The organism is Xanthovirga aplysinae (assembly GCF_009711365.1).
Classification (GTDB): Bacteria; Bacteroidota; Bacteroidia; order Cytophagales; family Cyclobacteriaceae; genus Xanthovirga; species Xanthovirga aplysinae.
Map to the genome: position 1 here is coordinate 1 of NZ_SMMB01001262.1, position 15,760 is coordinate 15,760.

At 36.2% G+C, this 15,760-nt stretch carries 12 protein-coding genes; 6 read left to right on the plus strand and 6 right to left on the minus strand.

Features of this window, described 5'->3' with window-relative positions:
- Positions 1–81 precede the first annotated feature (81 nt).
- On the minus strand, positions 82–1,707 hold the full coding sequence (locus E1171_RS19885) for an energy transducer TonB (RefSeq protein WP_155207815.1): 1,626 nt from the start codon (positions 1,705–1,707) through the stop codon (positions 82–84).
- A gap of 857 nt (positions 1,708–2,564) precedes the next feature.
- On the opposite strand from E1171_RS19885, the gene E1171_RS19890 reads away from it, so the two are divergent.
- Complete coding sequence (locus E1171_RS19890) at positions 2,565–3,512, plus strand: zinc metalloprotease (protein ID WP_155207816.1); 948 nt, start codon at positions 2,565–2,567, stop codon at positions 3,510–3,512.
- A gap of 82 nt (positions 3,513–3,594) precedes the next feature.
- On the opposite strand, the gene ytxJ is transcribed toward E1171_RS19890, so the two are convergent.
- The 3 genes from ytxJ to E1171_RS19905 form a co-directional block, all read right to left on the minus strand.
- Positions 3,595–3,969: a bacillithiol system redox-active protein YtxJ gene (gene ytxJ / locus E1171_RS19895; RefSeq protein ID WP_343031487.1), complete on the minus strand. Its 375-nt coding sequence runs from the start codon at positions 3,967–3,969 to the stop codon at positions 3,595–3,597.
- A gap of 244 nt (positions 3,970–4,213) precedes the next feature.
- A complete protein-coding gene (locus E1171_RS19900) occupies positions 4,214–5,242 on the minus strand; it encodes a hypothetical protein (protein ID WP_155207817.1) in 1,029 nt (342 codons plus the stop codon).
- A 465-nt stretch (positions 5,243–5,707) separates the two neighbouring features.
- Positions 5,708–7,687 (minus strand): alpha-ketoacid dehydrogenase subunit alpha/beta, encoded by a 1,980-nt coding sequence (locus E1171_RS19905; protein WP_155207818.1) that lies wholly within the window; start codon positions 7,685–7,687, stop codon positions 5,708–5,710.
- A gap of 85 nt (positions 7,688–7,772) precedes the next feature.
- On the opposite strand from E1171_RS19905, the gene E1171_RS19910 reads away from it, so the two are divergent.
- Genes E1171_RS19910 through mnmC2 form a run of 3 tightly spaced genes read left to right on the plus strand, consistent with a single transcriptional unit; the run spans position 7,773 to position 10,322 of the window.
- Positions 7,773–9,014, plus strand: coding sequence for a M16 family metallopeptidase (locus tag E1171_RS19910; RefSeq protein ID WP_155207819.1), 1,242 nt, complete (start codon positions 7,773–7,775; stop codon positions 9,012–9,014).
- A gap of 51 nt (positions 9,015–9,065) precedes the next feature.
- Complete coding sequence (gene ispF, locus E1171_RS19915) at positions 9,066–9,605, plus strand: 2-C-methyl-D-erythritol 2,4-cyclodiphosphate synthase (RefSeq protein ID WP_155207820.1); 540 nt, start codon at positions 9,066–9,068, stop codon at positions 9,603–9,605.
- Positions 9,606–9,623: 18 nt separating this feature from the next.
- The gene (gene mnmC2, locus E1171_RS19920; RefSeq protein ID WP_155207821.1) at positions 9,624–10,322 is read left to right on the plus strand and encodes a tRNA (5-methylaminomethyl-2-thiouridine)(34)-methyltransferase MnmC2; all 699 of its coding nucleotides are present in this window, start codon (positions 9,624–9,626) and stop codon (positions 10,320–10,322) included.
- 77 nt (positions 10,323–10,399) lie between these two features.
- Here mnmC2 and E1171_RS19925 read toward each other — a convergent pair whose 3' ends face one another.
- Positions 10,400–11,041 carry a hypothetical protein gene (locus E1171_RS19925; RefSeq protein ID WP_155207822.1) on the minus strand — a complete coding sequence of 214 codons (642 nt, stop codon included), beginning with the start codon at positions 11,039–11,041 and terminating at the stop codon, positions 10,400–10,402.
- 622 nt (positions 11,042–11,663) lie between these two features.
- Between E1171_RS19925 and E1171_RS19930 the strand changes: the two genes are divergently transcribed.
- On the plus strand, positions 11,664–13,019 hold the full coding sequence (locus E1171_RS19930; protein WP_155207823.1) for an MATE family efflux transporter: 1,356 nt from the start codon (positions 11,664–11,666) through the stop codon (positions 13,017–13,019).
- Positions 13,020–13,260: 241 nt separating this feature from the next.
- Entirely contained in the window at positions 13,261–15,027 is a 1,767-nt protein-coding gene (locus tag E1171_RS19935; RefSeq protein ID WP_155207824.1) for a DUF885 domain-containing protein, read from the plus strand.
- Between the two features lie 124 nt (positions 15,028–15,151).
- Here the strand turns inward: E1171_RS19935 and E1171_RS19940 are convergent.
- On the minus strand, positions 15,152–15,760 hold a 609-nt coding region (locus tag E1171_RS19940; RefSeq protein WP_222931551.1), incomplete at its 5' end, for a class I SAM-dependent methyltransferase.

Sequence of the window (15,760 nt, forward strand, 5' to 3'; positions counted from 1 at the left end):
TAAAGATTAGTAGATAAACAAAAATGGTTTGAAAGGAAGGGCGAAAATATTTACGCCCTTCCTAAATCAGTTTTCAACCCTTTAAAAATTTCTAGGAACCGGGATATTATTCATCATTTGATGATGCATCATCTGGTTCATCATTTGGTTATGCATCCAAAACATATTGTGATAGTAATAGTAGGCTGGTTTTCTATAGAACCGATTGATTTTGAATCTTATTGGGATGACCATTTCATAATTCGCCTTCTCTTTACCTATCTTAAAGGGTTTGAATTTATGTCGATTAAAGGAATTCTGTGAAAAATATTCTTTTAAAAAATCGGAAACTAACTTGTCTATTTCAGGATGGAGGGAATTTAGGATTTTATAGTCAGAAGCGTATCCCTTCTTATTAATGACAAAAGCTATCAAAAGAATGCCTTGGGCATTTTCATGCACTGCTCTTGGGAAATTCTCTTTACTAAAATAAGAATCAAGTTTTTTCTGTAGCGGGTATAATTTGGATTTGTAATTTGGATCGCAAATTTGGTAAATATTTTTGTCATTTTCTATTCTGTAGGAACGGATTAACTCTTTACCTTTATAAGTATTGTATAGTTTTCTACCTGTGATTTCGTCCTCAAATGTTTCATCGATTATTTGGGAGTTTCCAAGAAGATCCTCTCCCTTGTTATTGTTTACACTCATATATAGCATAAGTTTTTGGGTGCCCTGAGGAGTATTAATATCCCTCACTCCATATTGATAATGATTTATACCGTTGTTATAAAATGTTTCAGTATTTTTGGGAATATCATCTTCATAGAGGGTGCTTTTTCGTTTGTTTCCATCTGCGGAATAAGCTATAAACTCTCCATTTTTGCGGTTGGGATAAAAAGAAGAATATTGTGCCCGGTATAGTTTTTTGTCTCCTTGATAATATTCTAAAGTCCAGATGGAATCCTGAAGATCAATAATTTTGGCATGGTAGAAAGCATCTTCTTTTTTTCTTCTTTCTTCCCAGTATTTGTCAAAATAAATGGGTTCATTGTTTTCATATTTATAGAAATATTCAGCCGTTTTTATAAGGGTCATTAGCTCATCGGAGCTGAATTTCATCTTTTTGATCTTATTCTTTAATGAAGGAACATGCCCAAAATACTGGTAGGCTAATTTGCTGAATTTTAGGCTGTCTTTAGGGAAGCTTGTCCATTGATCACTTCCTTTTTCCAATACCTGGTAGGTTTCTAGGGGTGGGAAGGATGAAAATTTATAGTGTTTGGCAAAGGTGTAATCTCCAAAATCAGTAATAAACTGAATAAACTGCGGTTTCTTTTTCTTAACCGTTGCCAAGTCTTTTTCTATATTGAAATTAGTGATGGTGAAGAAGGAATCAACCCCAATGACGAAGTTTTTTGCCAGTTCGGGTTTAAGAGTAATTTTTTGTGCAGCATCATTCGATTTAAACCAGATCTTCTTACCTTGAAATTTAATGAGCCCCTCCTTTTTTTTATTATTTTGATCATAATAGGATCCCTTTTCAAAGGAACCACCAAAATGGGTAATGCCAAGTACTTTTTTCGGACGGTATTCGATAGGGTCCAAATACCCATCAATAGGGGTTCCACTAATGTCAAAATAATAACCAATAGGAGTTTGAGCTTGACTAGAATGGGTCGTTGCTATTAGGGTGGCTATGAAGAAAAGAATGTTGATTTTTTTCATATTAAAATGTTGTTTTCTTTTAGGGCTTGTCTATAAATTTCCTTGTTGTCCAAATGTCTTTTGGAAGGGAGTACTTAGCCAATAGCCTCCATTTAAAAGCTTTAAAGATGCCTTGTTTACGTTTCCAAAAGAACCATTTTTATTAAAAAATATAAAAGTGGGGAAAGGTAATTATATCTCGGATTTTAATGAAATAAAATAAAGTTTTTATGTTGAGTTTGTCTACAGGGCTAAAAATAGAATTATTTTTACTTATAAAAGTTTGTTTTTTAATAGTAATTTAAAATAAAAGGCTTGATAATTTGTTTGAAAGGTGTTTCCATACCATGGTATTTAAAAAGGGGATGCTTTTTTAATAAACTCGTTCCGGGATTAATGGTGTAATTTTTCTTGAATCAGGAATAATCAGAAGAAATTCATAGTTACTGTTATTTCAGTTTCCGGATATTCCACAGCATTGCTGAAATCCAAAATTAAATTCTTTATCTTACATTAACCTAATTAGATACTTTTTGTAAAACCTTTAGGTTTATCGATGCTTCAATTTGGCTACATTTCCGGCTCCTTCCGGTGATTGCCGCCTGCAAAAGGTGGTTAAGCCCTTCCATTCGAAGAATTTTGTAATCAGTGTTTTCCCTATCTTTTAGTGCTTGTTCAATGGCCTGTAGGTTTTCCTCACACCTAACTTGGGATTTCCTCCATTAATGGTTAATTAACCATAAGTGAGTTTTGAAAAGGGTGATTCCTTTTTTTGAACAGCTTTTACCTTAATGAATTTTTCAAATAACTTATTATTTGGATATTTGTCTCCAACTTCAATAAACTGATATGGACGCCATTATTTCATTTAAAATAATATGAACAAAATAACTGAAGGCAATCTATCTAATACATTTTCTTGTTTAAAGTGTCCTAAACTTTTCATATTCCTTTTTCTATTAGGGTGTAATAAAGATGAAATATCACCTATTAATGAAGGTAAACCTTTAGGGGAACCAATTAGTGAGATTCAGGGGCCTAGTGAAGATGAAATAATTCGAATACCTACCGTAGTTCATGTGGTATACCATGATGAAGCCACTAATATTAGCGATGAAAAAATCCGTTCTCAGTTTAAAGTACTCAATGAAGATTTTAGAAAGAAAAATCCTGATCATATCAATACGCCGGAAGAGTTTTTGCACCTTGTGGCTGATGTGGGTATAGAGTTTGAATTGGCAAAAGTGGACCCTGATGGACAGCCTACTTCTGGAATTATTAGAAGCCAGGGATATCCTACAGATACGGAAATTTATTATCCGGAAAAAGGCGGGCAGGCTGGCTGGCCTTTAAATCAATACCTTAATATTTGGGTGGGGGACTTTTCCAACCGACTAGGGACGCTAACCTTAGCTGGAGGAGGGGCGTTTCCAGGTGGTGATCCTGCTGAAGATGGGGTGGTAATTGACTATCGCTGTTTTGGTACAGAGGATCCTTTGATTCATCCTCACAAAAAAGGAAGAACAGCCACTCATGAAATTGGACATTGGCTCAATCTTATTCATATTTTTGGCGCCAATGATTCTTGTGAAGAAGGTGACAAGGTAGATGATACACCAACTGCCAAAACAAGGTATGAAGGAAATCCCTCCTATCCCAAAACTTCATGTGGGAGCAGTGATATGTTTATGAATTTTATGGACTATGTCGATGACGAGGCTATGTATATGTTTAGCAAAGGGCAAAGAGAGCGCATGCGGGCAGTCTTTTCTCCTGATGGACCTCGTTCTGCCTTGTATCAGCATATCCGTATTATTTCAGAATAACTTTCTCCTTGAATAAAAGCAAAATAATAAAGGGCTGTCCAATTGAGCAGCCCTTTAATTATTCTCAACATAAGGTTTAATTTTAAATTAGAGAGGCCGCTTCTTTTTTTAGATCGTTATAAGAAATTCCCATATGGGAATTATCATAAACACATTTTCCCTTTTTAATTAATAAAACCTGTGGAGACTGATGCTCAACACCAAAATGTTCTGCTATTTGATTTGAAATATTTCTGTGAGCAATTAGATCGAGGTAGTAAGGTTTTACCTGATTCATTTCTTTTCCGTCCCATGAGCGTTCCAATCGACTTAAAGCCATACTGCTAATGGAACAACGGGTGCTATGTTTAAAAAGTAAGACTGGGGAATTCTCAGAAGAATTGATGGCCTCCTGTAGATCCTTTTCATTTTCTAATTTAAACCAATTCATGGCTGCCTTTTTTCCAAATAGATTCATGATAAACAAATGTAATGCTCTTTTCTGTATGGATTGAATGTTACGCCTGTAAAATTAGTGGTAGGGTAAATTAAAAACTACTTTATACAATTAGGATTTTTAGGATAAAAGGAATTTAAGATATAGGAGATAAGATAGTTGCCTCTTAGTTTTTTACTATACTCATAACTTTTTTCAAGGTGAGAAAGGCAAGATCCTTTGTTTCAGCTCATTCTTAATTATTCTTTTTCATTCTTCACTAATTTTAATCATACCAGATTTCACTTTCACGAGTATCGTATCTTGGTTTCTTTTCTTTTTTCCTTTTGGGCTGATCAGCATTTTTTCTAAACCAAGAGAACCAATGCAGTTTTCTTTTTCTAAATTTCTCCTTTTGTTGATTAGATTTCTTCTTTTTCCCCTCTAAATAAACGATACTTGGATGCTGGTCTTTTAATTTTCCTTTTCTTCCTTTTATCTGTCCCCCTTTATAATTCGCTAATTCCTTTGAACGCTTGGCCATGTATTTCTTCTGGGCTAAAGGGGTGCGCACATTGATGTAAATAGCCGGTGATTTTAAACCAGCATCATTGGTGGCTGGTTGAACCTTTTGATCTCCCTGATAATTGGCATAGTTTTTTGAGGATTTTTTGTATCTGTTTTTTCGCTTTCCAGCTTTTAGATCTCCTTGCCATTTAGCCTGTTTCCGGGATGTTTTTTTGTCTCCTTTAGTCCAAAGGCGAAGTTTATTTCTTTTTAAATCTCCCTGATAATCGGATTCAGGGCCTTTCTTACTTTTTGAACGGGCTTTTAGGTTACCTCTAAATTCAGATTCGGGGCCTTGTTTCCTTTTAGATCGGGTTTTTAGGTTACCTCTAAATTCAGATTCGGGACCTTGTTTATTTTTATTACGGGCCTTTGTGTTACCTTTAAATTGGGATTCAGGGCCTTTTGGAGCTTTTTTAGGGGCCTTAATATCTCCTCTATGATTAGACAATTTCCCTGCCTGGGCCTTTTGACGATTTTTGGTATAGCTTTTCCAATTTTTTCCCTTCTTTTTATTTTTAGGGGGCTTGTTAAAAGCGTTGTTTACTTCTTTTGAAGAGGATTTCTTTTTCGAGCGGAGCTTTTTAAATTTTCGTTTTTTGCTTTTTTTTATTTTATGCGTATTTAACTTTTTTTCTTGTTTACTGCTGGATTTATTTTGGGAATAAGCCTGGTTAGGTCTTAATCCAACCAGAAGTATGGAAAGTATAATAAGAGGAAGATAATTTATGGATGCAAAGCGCCTCATGCCCATAGATTTGAAAATATTAAAGATAACCACGATCTAGGAATTCGGAATGAAAGAAATACGAATCTGGGTAACCCAAGATCAAAAGATGAATTTCAAGCTTTAGTGAATCTCGTAGATCACCCGGACCTATTCCTGTCAAATCAATCGTAATATTATCTTTTATTCATTTGTGTTTTTAATGTTTGGAAATCAAATATATGATAATTAATTAAGGATATTTCCTTTTAAATTCCTTGATTGGGGTTTGATTTGATTTTTCGTATTTTATTATTTTTAGAGGAGAAGTGAAAACCTCTTACCCATTAACCAATTTAAGCAAGCTTTTTGTTCAAAAAGGAGTAGCATCTGGTCATCTTTTATGTGAAATTATAAAAGATGATATCGTTACAAATGGACCATTTGAATTTTGGAACGTTTACAAACGTATAGATGAATTTCGCTCTTCCTACTTCGTTAATACCTTTAATATTCAATTAATTCCTTGATTTTCGATTGGAATCGTTCCAGAGGTAAAAAGTTTTTTTCTAAAACCGGAGCAAAAGGTACTGCTGTATCAAGGCTTCCTTCCCGCATAATGGGGGCATCTAAATAATGAAAGCAATGTTCGCCTATCCATGCGGCAATTTCTCCTCCAATGCCTCCCGTAAGCGTGTCTTCATGTAGTATGAGGACTTTGGAAGTTTTTTGAACTGTTTGGCGAACTGCCTCCTTATCCCAAGGCAAAAGGGTGCTTAAATCTAAAATATCAGCTGATACCTCTGGATAGGCAGCCATTACTTCTTTGGCCCAGTGAACTCCCATTCCATATGTGATAATGGATAAATCATTCCCTTCGCTCACAAGTTTGGCTTTGCCTATTTCGATGGTGTAATATTCGTCCGGTATCTCTTCAGTGATAGAGCGATATAACTTTTTATGTTCAAAGAAAAGAACAGGATTTGGGTCTTCTATAGCAGCTGATAATAATCCTTTGGCATCCTTTGGGTTGGAAGGATAGACAATTTTTAAGCCAGGTGTATTGAAAAACCAGGCTTCATTGGATTGGGAATGGAAAGGTCCGGCGGCTACGCCCGCTCCGGTTGGCATCCTAATTACAACATCAGCATTTTGCCCCCAACGATAGTGAATTTTGGCCAGGTTGTTTACTACCTGATTAAAGCCAGAACTTACAAAATCGGCAAACTGCATTTCTACTACTGCCTTATACCCTTTAATTGCAAGTCCCAGGCCTGCACCGATAATGGCAGATTCGCAGATTGGGGTGTTTCTCACACGTTCCTTCCCAAATTTATTAACAAATCCCTCTGATATCTTAAAAACACCTCCATACTCAGCTATATCTTGCCCCATAAATATCAGTTTAGGGAATTTTTCCATGCTCAGGCTTAAGCCGTCTGAAACTGCATCTACAAGACGTTTTTCTGAAAGCTGGTTTCCGGAGGGTTTTATGGGAAGGGCATCAAAAGGAGCATACATATCTTGAATTTCTTTTTTTGTATCCGCCTCTATCGCTGGGGCTGAAAATGCTTTTTTTAACCCCTTTTCTATTTCCAATCCGATGTTTTCTTTTAAAGTCTGGATAGCCGATTGATCTATTACTTTAGTTCGTAACAGGTATTTCTCATAATTTTCTATAGGATCTTTTTTATACCAGGCTTCCAATAAGTCTTTTGGAACATATTTAATTCCGGAGGCTTCTTCATGCCCTCGCATTCTAAAGGTAACAGCCTCTATCAATACCGGTGCAGGTTTTTTTCTAATTTTTTGAGCAATTTTTTTGATCGTATCATATACCTCCAGCACATTATTTCCATTTACTTGAATGGCTTCCATTCCATAGGCGGGGCCTTTTGAAGTGAAATCTTTACATTTAAACTGTTCGGATGTTGGAGTTGATAGTCCATAGCCATTGTTTTCCACTAAAAAGATTACCGGAAGTTCCCATACCGCAGCTACATTGAGTGCTTCATGAAAGTCTCCTTCGCTGGCTCCACCTTCTCCTGAAAACACTAAGGTGGCTTTTTTCTCTTTTCCGATTTTATTCGCCAGAGCAATCCCATCGGCCAAAGCCAACTGTGGGCCTAAATGGGAAATCATTCCGACAATATGATGTTCCTTACTTCCAAAATGGAAAGAGCGATCTCGGCCTTTGGTAAATCCGTGTGGTTTGCCCTGAAATTGAGCAAATAAACGGTCAAAAGGCATATTTCTACTTGTAAATACACCTAAATTCCGATGCATGGGTAAGATATATTCATCTTTCTCCAAAGCCAGTGTGGCTCCTACAGAAATGGCTTCCTGCCCCATGCCGGAGAACCATTTGCTGATTTTCCCCTGTCTTAAAAGGATTAACATTTTTTCCTCAATCAAACGAGGCCAGAGCAAGGCTTCATAAAGTTTAATTAGTGTATTATTCGAATATCTTTTTTTGTCAAACTTCATAAGAAATAAAAAGTAAAAGGCATTAACAGCAAAAAGGAAAAATTACACTTTATTTTGATAATTTTGTAGGGAATTAGCGGAAAATATGATTGAATTTAAAGAATTTACCCTTGAAAATGGCCTGGAGGTATTTGTCCGCGAAGACGACTCCACTCCTATGGCAGTGATGAATATTTTGTATAAAGTGGGCTCGAGGGATGAGGAGGAACATAAAACTGGCTTTGCTCACCTATTTGAGCACTTAATGTTTGGTGGTTCTAAGCATATTCCTTCTTACGATGAACCCTTACAAAAGGTGGGTGGAGAAAATAATGCATTCACTAGTCCTGATATCACCAATTATTACATTACTCTTCCTGCTGTAAATCTGGAAACGGCTTTTTGGTTGGAATCTGATCGTATGTTGAGCCTCTCTTTTGATCCGGATGTGTTGGAAGTTCAAAGAAAAGTGGTGATTGAGGAATTTAAACAACGCTTTCTGAATCAACCCTACGGAGATATTTGGTTAAAACTACGTCCTCTAGCTTATAAAAAACACCCATATCGTTGGCCAACCATTGGGAAGGAGGTGAAACACATTGAAAAGGCCACCATGGAAGATGTAAAAGACTTTTTCTATCGCTATTATGTGCCAAATAATGCCATTATGGTGATAGCAGGGGATGTTAAATTTGAGGAAGTAAAACGCTTGAGCGAAAAATGGTTTGGGCCAATCCCAGCTGGAAAGGCTCAAAAGCGGATGCTGCCAAAGGAACCTGCTCAAACAGAAGCTAGAAAATTGGAAGTGGAGGCGGATGTCCCGGCTGATGCGATTTATAAAGTGTTTCACATGCCGGGAAGACTTTCTAAAGATTATTATACAGCGGATTTATTAAGTGACGTTTTAGGAAGAGGGAACTCCTCTCGATTATATGAGCGCCTGGTGAAAGGGAAAAAATGGTTGAATGAAGTTAATGCTTATGTTACTGGATCAGTTGACCCTGGCTTGTTAACTATTAGTGGAACGCTCAATCCCGGAGTAAAATTGGAAGAAGTAGACCGGGAAATCTCATCTATTGTTAGTGACCTGCTGAAAAATGAGGTTCCTGCCCTGGAGCTAGAAAAAATAAAAAATAAGGCAGAATCTTCTATCATCTTTGGAAATATAGAATTGTTGAATCAGGCCATGAATATTGCGTTTGGTGCTTTTATGGGAAATCCCAATCTTATTAATGAAGAAAATCAAATGATTCAGGAAGTTACCGCAAGCAAAATGAAGAAAATGGCAAAAGAAATGTTAGTTCCTGAAAACAGTTCTACCATATATTATCGGGCGAAAAAGAAATAAAGATTTAATTTTTTTATAAGGTTTTAGGAATAATTTTTTGAAAAATAAGCTATGAACTTTTCAGAATCAGGGATCGGAATACGGATAGGAAACGGTTATGATGTACATCAATTGGAGGAAGGGGCTGATTTCTGGCTTGGAGGAATTAAGGTTCCTCATACACATGGGGCAGTGGGGCATTCTGATGCAGATGTATTGATTCACGTTATTTGTGATGCTTTGTTAGGAGCAGCTAACATGCGGGATATAGGTTTCCATTTTTCTGATAAAGATCCCAAGTACAAAGGGATTGACAGTAAGGTCTTGTTGAAAGAGGTAGTGCAATTGTTACGAAAAGCTAATTTTGAAATTGGCAACATTGATACTACCATTTGTCTTCAGGCCCCTAAAGTAGGGAAGTATATTCCTGAAATGAAAGCCTGTCTTGCAGAGGTGTTAGCTATAAGAGAAGTTGATATCTCTATCAAAGCCACCACTACTGAACATCTAGGTTTTGTGGGACGAAAAGAGGGTGTTGCTGCTTATGCCACTGCTTTAATTTATACTGTAGACAATAATCCGACCCATTTTTCTTCAGATTTCATCGGCTAAAATTTATTTAAGAAACAGATGGAAAAGCGGGAAATAAAAATAATTATAACTGAAGATGGATCCAATTCACTCTATGTGCCAGAATTAAATGAAACTTATCATTCTTTTCATGGTGCCATTAATGAATCGGAACATGTATTTATCCAAAAAGGGCTGAATTTTTGGTGTGAAAAACATTCATCTCAGGAAATTTCCATATTAGAAATCGGATTTGGAACAGGCCTAAATGCCTTGTTAAGTCTTCGACAGGTACTAAAGACAGGGCTACAAATTAATTACACAACTTTAGAGCCTTACCCCCTTGATGGGGTAATTGTTTCAAAATTGAATTACGGTGATCTGATGAAAGATAATCAATTGGCGGATTTCTTTGGACAATTGCATAAGGCTCCTTGGAATGAGGTTTTTCCAATATCGGATAGCTTTCGATTAAATAAACAAAATAAAAAATTAGAAGACTTTGAAGGGAAAGCCAGAGCTTTTGATTTAATATATTTCGATGCTTTTGCTCCAAACAAACAAGCGGAATTATGGACTTTAGAATCTCTGCAGAAAGCTGTGGAAATGCTTAAAGAGGAAGGGGTGTTGGTTACTTATTGTGCTAAAGGTCAGTTTAAAAGGGATTTGAAGACAGCGGGAATGGAGGTTGAAACTTTGGACGGCCCTCCTGGAAAAAAAGAGATGGTTAGAGGCATAAAAGCAAAAAATCAGGACTAAATGATCCTGATTTTTTTACTTCTAGTTTATATAATATTATTAGAGATAAACGGGCAACTATAAGGGCTGCTTGTCTACTATTTTTGGGCCATTGCCAATTTTTGCTTTAACTCTTCGGCACGGTTCATTTCCGTTTGCATGTCTCGTCTTAGCCTAGTTTCCTTTTCAAAGGCACGTTGTTTATAATCCTTAAATTCGTTTTCCAAGGAATTATATTCCTCCACTTTCTTTTTGCTGATAATATTACTTTCCTTGAACTTAAAGATTGCCCCAACTAATAATACAATTAGGATAATAATGATAATCCAATTAAATAACACATAACTTCCTTTGCCGAAATCTATTCCAAGTACATTAATGTGTTCAATGGCATATTGGCTTTCAGCCACTTCTTGCTCTCGTTTTTTAAGGTCTTGATCTAATTGGTTTATTTCCAATTGCTGAGCATTGATGTTTTCCTTCGCCTTAACCAATTCTATTTCTGTGGCTTGAATGGAATCCTGCACATTGGACCAAAAGGAATTTAGCCAACTCATTTTTACCACCTTATATTCCTGATATGAGTTTGATTTACTTTTTAAGTCCTCAAATTGTTGTAAAAGAGTCATTTCTGATGGACTAACCGTTGGGGTAGCTGTCTCTTGAGCCGTCTGTGCTTTGCTTAGGGAAACTCCCATTAGCACCATAACTAGTATCAAATGAAGCTTTTTGCGTTTCATAAAAATTTTTGGTCTTTTTAAATTATGCAAATGATAAAATTTTAAGCAAAAAAATGCTGATTATGTTTGTCCTTAAAAATTTTGTTGCGAAGATAATGTTTAACCTTCAAAAAATCAGGAGATTAAGGTGTTTTTTGCTAAATATTCAATCCTTTATGATCCTCAAAGAGTATGCCATATTATAACTTTTTGCTATAGTTTTACGTTTAAAAGTGGATCTTTTTAAAATGTAGATTCCGGTAATATCTTTTTTATTATAAGAAAAATGCTGATTACCTTAAGTGTAGTCTTGGATTAAGGTTTTCTAAGAAAATTTATTCTTTAATTAGGATAAAAAAAATGATGAGTACAATTTTTTTCAACTATCCTAATTAGGTTAATAAAAAATTGTATTGAATAGTGAATGATGAGGTGTAAGTGGGTAAACACTTTAGTACCTTTAAAAAATCATTTTGTTATTCATTTTATTTTCTCAGGATAAAGAGAAAGGTACCAGTTTTTAGTTTTAAGGCCACATCTTTTTTTTGACTTTGTTGTGTGAATTAAAGTGTCTTTATAACAATTTCTGCGCGTAATTTAAAAGGGATATAAAATCAAGGAGTACTGATCCTAAATAAGGAGTATGGAGAACGAATATTTATTGGGTAAGGAAAAAGTAAGTAAGGCTTTAATGAAGCTGTCATTGCCGGCCTCTATCGGGATTTTGGTCTTGACGCTTTATAATGTGATAGACACCATTTTTGTGGGGCAAATTGTTGGTCCTTTAGCCATTGGAGGGGTAGCCGTGGTGCTTCCAATTAGTATGCTGATATCTACCATTGGAATGGGGATTGGAATAGGTGGATCATCCCTTATTTCTCGGCAATTAGGTGCAAAACACTACGAAAAGGCTCGTTATACCTTCGGTACCTTGACCGTCTTTGTAATTTTGGTAGGGGTCTTGACTATTATATTAGGTTATATATTCGAAGGACCTATTCTTTCTGCCTTTGGAGCTACAGGGGATATTGAGTCTTATGCTAAAATTTATTTTCGGATTATTTTGGCAGGATCTCCCTTTTTGGGATTCGGGATGATGGCCAATAATGTGGCCCGCTCAGAAGGAAATTCTAAAATAGCTATGTACAGCATGATCTTTTCTGCTGTATTAAATACCATTCTGGATGCGGTTTTTATGATCGTTTTGGATATGGGCCTTGCAGGAGCTGCCTATGCTACGCTGATTTCCCAAATAGCCATTGCTTTATATTTTGTGTGGTTTTTCAATGGGAAAAAAAGTTTGTTGAGTTTAAGCCGAAAGTATTGGAATTTAAACGGAGCAGTAATTAAAGAAACTACGGCTTTAGGAAGCTCTAGCTTTGCCAGGCAGGGTGCCGCTTCTATTATCGCTGCCCTTATCAATCAAAGTTTAATTCGATATGGTGGAGAATTATATGTTGCTATTTATGGGATCATATTTAGGGTTTTAATGTTCACGTTTTTTCCAATGATTGGAATTGTTCAGGGATTTTTGCCACTGGCAGGATATAATTATGGTGCCAGGAATTTTAAACGCGTAAGGGAGGTATTTCGCTATGCTTCTATAGTAATCACAGCTGTTTCTATCTTTTGTTTTATTCTGGTGGAGGTTTTTTCTAAACAATTATTTGAGGTTTTCACTACCGACAGCCGTTTAATTGAGGATGGTAGTCCATTATTACAGATTATTGGTTATTCCTTGCCTCTGATCGGCTTTCAAATGGTAGGAGCCAGTTATTTTCAGGCAATAGGTAAATCCATACCCGCTTTATTGCTCACCTTGTCCAGGCAATTTATTTTTATGATTCCTCTTATATTCCTCCTCCCGACCTATTTTGGTTTAGAAGGGGTTTTTTACTCTTTTCCTCTGGCTGATGTGATTTCGTTTATTGTTACTTTTTTGACACTCATTCCCTTCTGGAAAATGTTAAATAAGGAGCCTACCATAACCTTGGTCTGATTAATGGTAGTTTTAATATAGTTAAAAAGATTCTGGCCATTTATCTCTATTATTTTCCCTATGCCTCCTGATTAGAAAAGTGAATTTGTTTCTGGTTTTTGGGCTTAATTTTTTGGGCTTCCTGATTAGATTTTGAAAATATAAGATAAACCTGTTTTTCTTTTATATTTAGGCTTTAAATCAAAGTATTATATCAGGACCGTTTTGCTTTATCCTGGTTTTAAACAAAAGAAGGAAACTCATGATAAAAAAAAGATTATTCATTATTCCATTCCTTTGTCTGTTTTGCCTACCGGCAATTGTTTTTTCTCAGACATCCGAAACCGAAAAGTTTTATCAATTAATTGAAAAGGAATGGGCTTTTCGTTTAAAGAGTGCTCCAGAATGGGCTGTTTCCTTAGGGCATACCGAATATAAAGGTCAAAAAAGTGAAGTTTCTATTGGAGAGGAAAAAAGACAGGCTAAGTATCTGGAAGGAATTTTAAATGAATTAAAAACCATTGATCGTACTAAGCTTAGTAAGAAAGACCGAATTAATTATGAGGTGTTTTACTTTTTAGTTGATAATCGAGTGCAAGAATCTTCTTTTGAACCTTTTTTGATTCCCATTTCTGCAGATGGAGGTTTCCATATAAATTTTGTCTATATGGCTGGAGGGCACCCCTTTGATAATGTGGAGCATTTTGAACAATACATAGGGAAACTCCAGGACATTAAAGAGAAAACCCAAAGTAATATTTCCTTAATGCGGACTGGAATACAAAAAGGGATTACTTTACCAGCGGCTATTTTGGTGGATTATGAAAAAAAGAGCGTTGACCCACACATAGTGGATGATCCAACCAAAAGTTATTTTTATAAACCATTTTTAGATATGCCTTCGTCCATTTCTGAAAGTAAAAAAAAGGAACTTAGACAAAAGGGGGTACAAGGCATTAGGGAAAGTGTGATTCCTGCATATCAGTCTTTTAGTTCCTTTTTAAAAAAGGAATACCGCCCCTCGGCTCGCAAAACCCTGGGAGCTTCAGCTTTGCCTAATGGAAAGGCTTATTACGAACAGCAAGTGAAGTTTTATACTACTCTTGATCTTCCTTCAGATGAAATTTTTGAAATTGGGCAAAAGGAAGTCAAAAGAATTCGAGCTGAAATGGAAGCCATAATAGAAGAGGTGGGTTTTAAAGGGAGTTTTACGCATTTCTTGGAATTTCTGCGCACAGATCCTCAGTTTTATTGTGACACTCCCGAATGTCTTCTAAAGGAAGCTACTTTTTTGGCCAAAACCATTGACAGCAAACTTCCTCAACTTTTTAATAAACTTCCCCGATTGCCCTATGGAGTAGAGGCGGTTCCGGATGAGATTGCACCTAATTACACGGCTGGTAGATATGTAGGCGGTTCATCAAAAGAAAATAGAGCGGGATTTTATTGGGTGAACACCTATAAGCTTGATAGCCGGCCTTTGTATATACTGCCTGCTCTTACTTTACATGAAGCAGTTCCGGGGCACCATCTTCAGAAAGCTCTAGCTGAAGAATTAGAAGACTTGCCTGAATTCCGAAAATATACCTATTTAAGCAGTTTTGGAGAGGGGTGGGCACTTTATAGCGAGAGTCTAGGAAAAGAGGTTGGTCTTTATCGAACCCCTTACGAGCATTTTGGAAGGCTTACTTATGAGATGTGGCGTGCTTGCCGTCTGGTGGTTGACGTTGGGCTACATGCTAAAAATTGGACAAGGGAAGAAGCTGTAAATTTTATGAAAGAAAATACTGCACTTTCCCTACATGAAATTGGAACAGAAGTAGATCGCTACATTGCCTGGCCCGCCCAAGCCTTATCCTACAAAATGGGAGAATTGAAAATAAAAGAACTTCGTCAAAAGGCGGAATCCGAATTGAAGGAAGATTTTGATATCAGGGAATTTCATGATGTGGTGCTTGCCAATGGAGCTATTCCTCTTTTTGTTTTGGAAGAGGTGATCAATGACTGGTTGGCTTCTAAAGGGGTGTAAACAAAAAATGACTGAGGGTAATCTTGTCCTTCAGTCATTTCTTATTCTGGAGTTTGGGATGCATTACTTTTATAACCTGTATTATAATTTAAGTATTTTTGGAATGAGGGGAAAAGGTCCTCTTTTATGCAATATTTTCTAGTACAGGTCTTTTTTTCTTCTCTTCTTTTATCCATTCCGCTTTGTAAATAAAGGCAGGGGGTATATTGAATAGACAAAATTCAAGGGTGCAATTATGGAAGTTATTTTTGATGTCTTTATAGTCACTCAGGGAGTATTGATATTGTAAGAATGTTCCAAAGCTTTTTAATTTTTGCTGAATGCTTCTATACAATTCATCTTTAAAGGGCTTTTTAAAATTAGCAAGGGGAAGACTTGAAATAACCACATCAAAATAATTATCTTCAAGCATGTTGATTTTTGTTGCAGATTCTCCCTTTAAAATTAGCCGGTCATCATTAATATGCTCCAGCGCTTTTATAAAGTTTTTGTTATTTTCGTAAAGCCATAATTCCGATTTTCCAGACATTCTGTCCAGAATTTCTTTGGTGATCACTCCATTTCCTGCTCCTAATTCAAGTATCTTGACGTCTCTTTCAAATTCGATTCCCTTTAGGATCTTTTTAACCAGGAAGCTACTGCTAGAAACTATACTCCCCACTTGCTTTATGTTTTTGACAGCTTCTATGGTAAGACTCGATTTCATTTTGGACTCTCCCTTGAATTTTTTAGG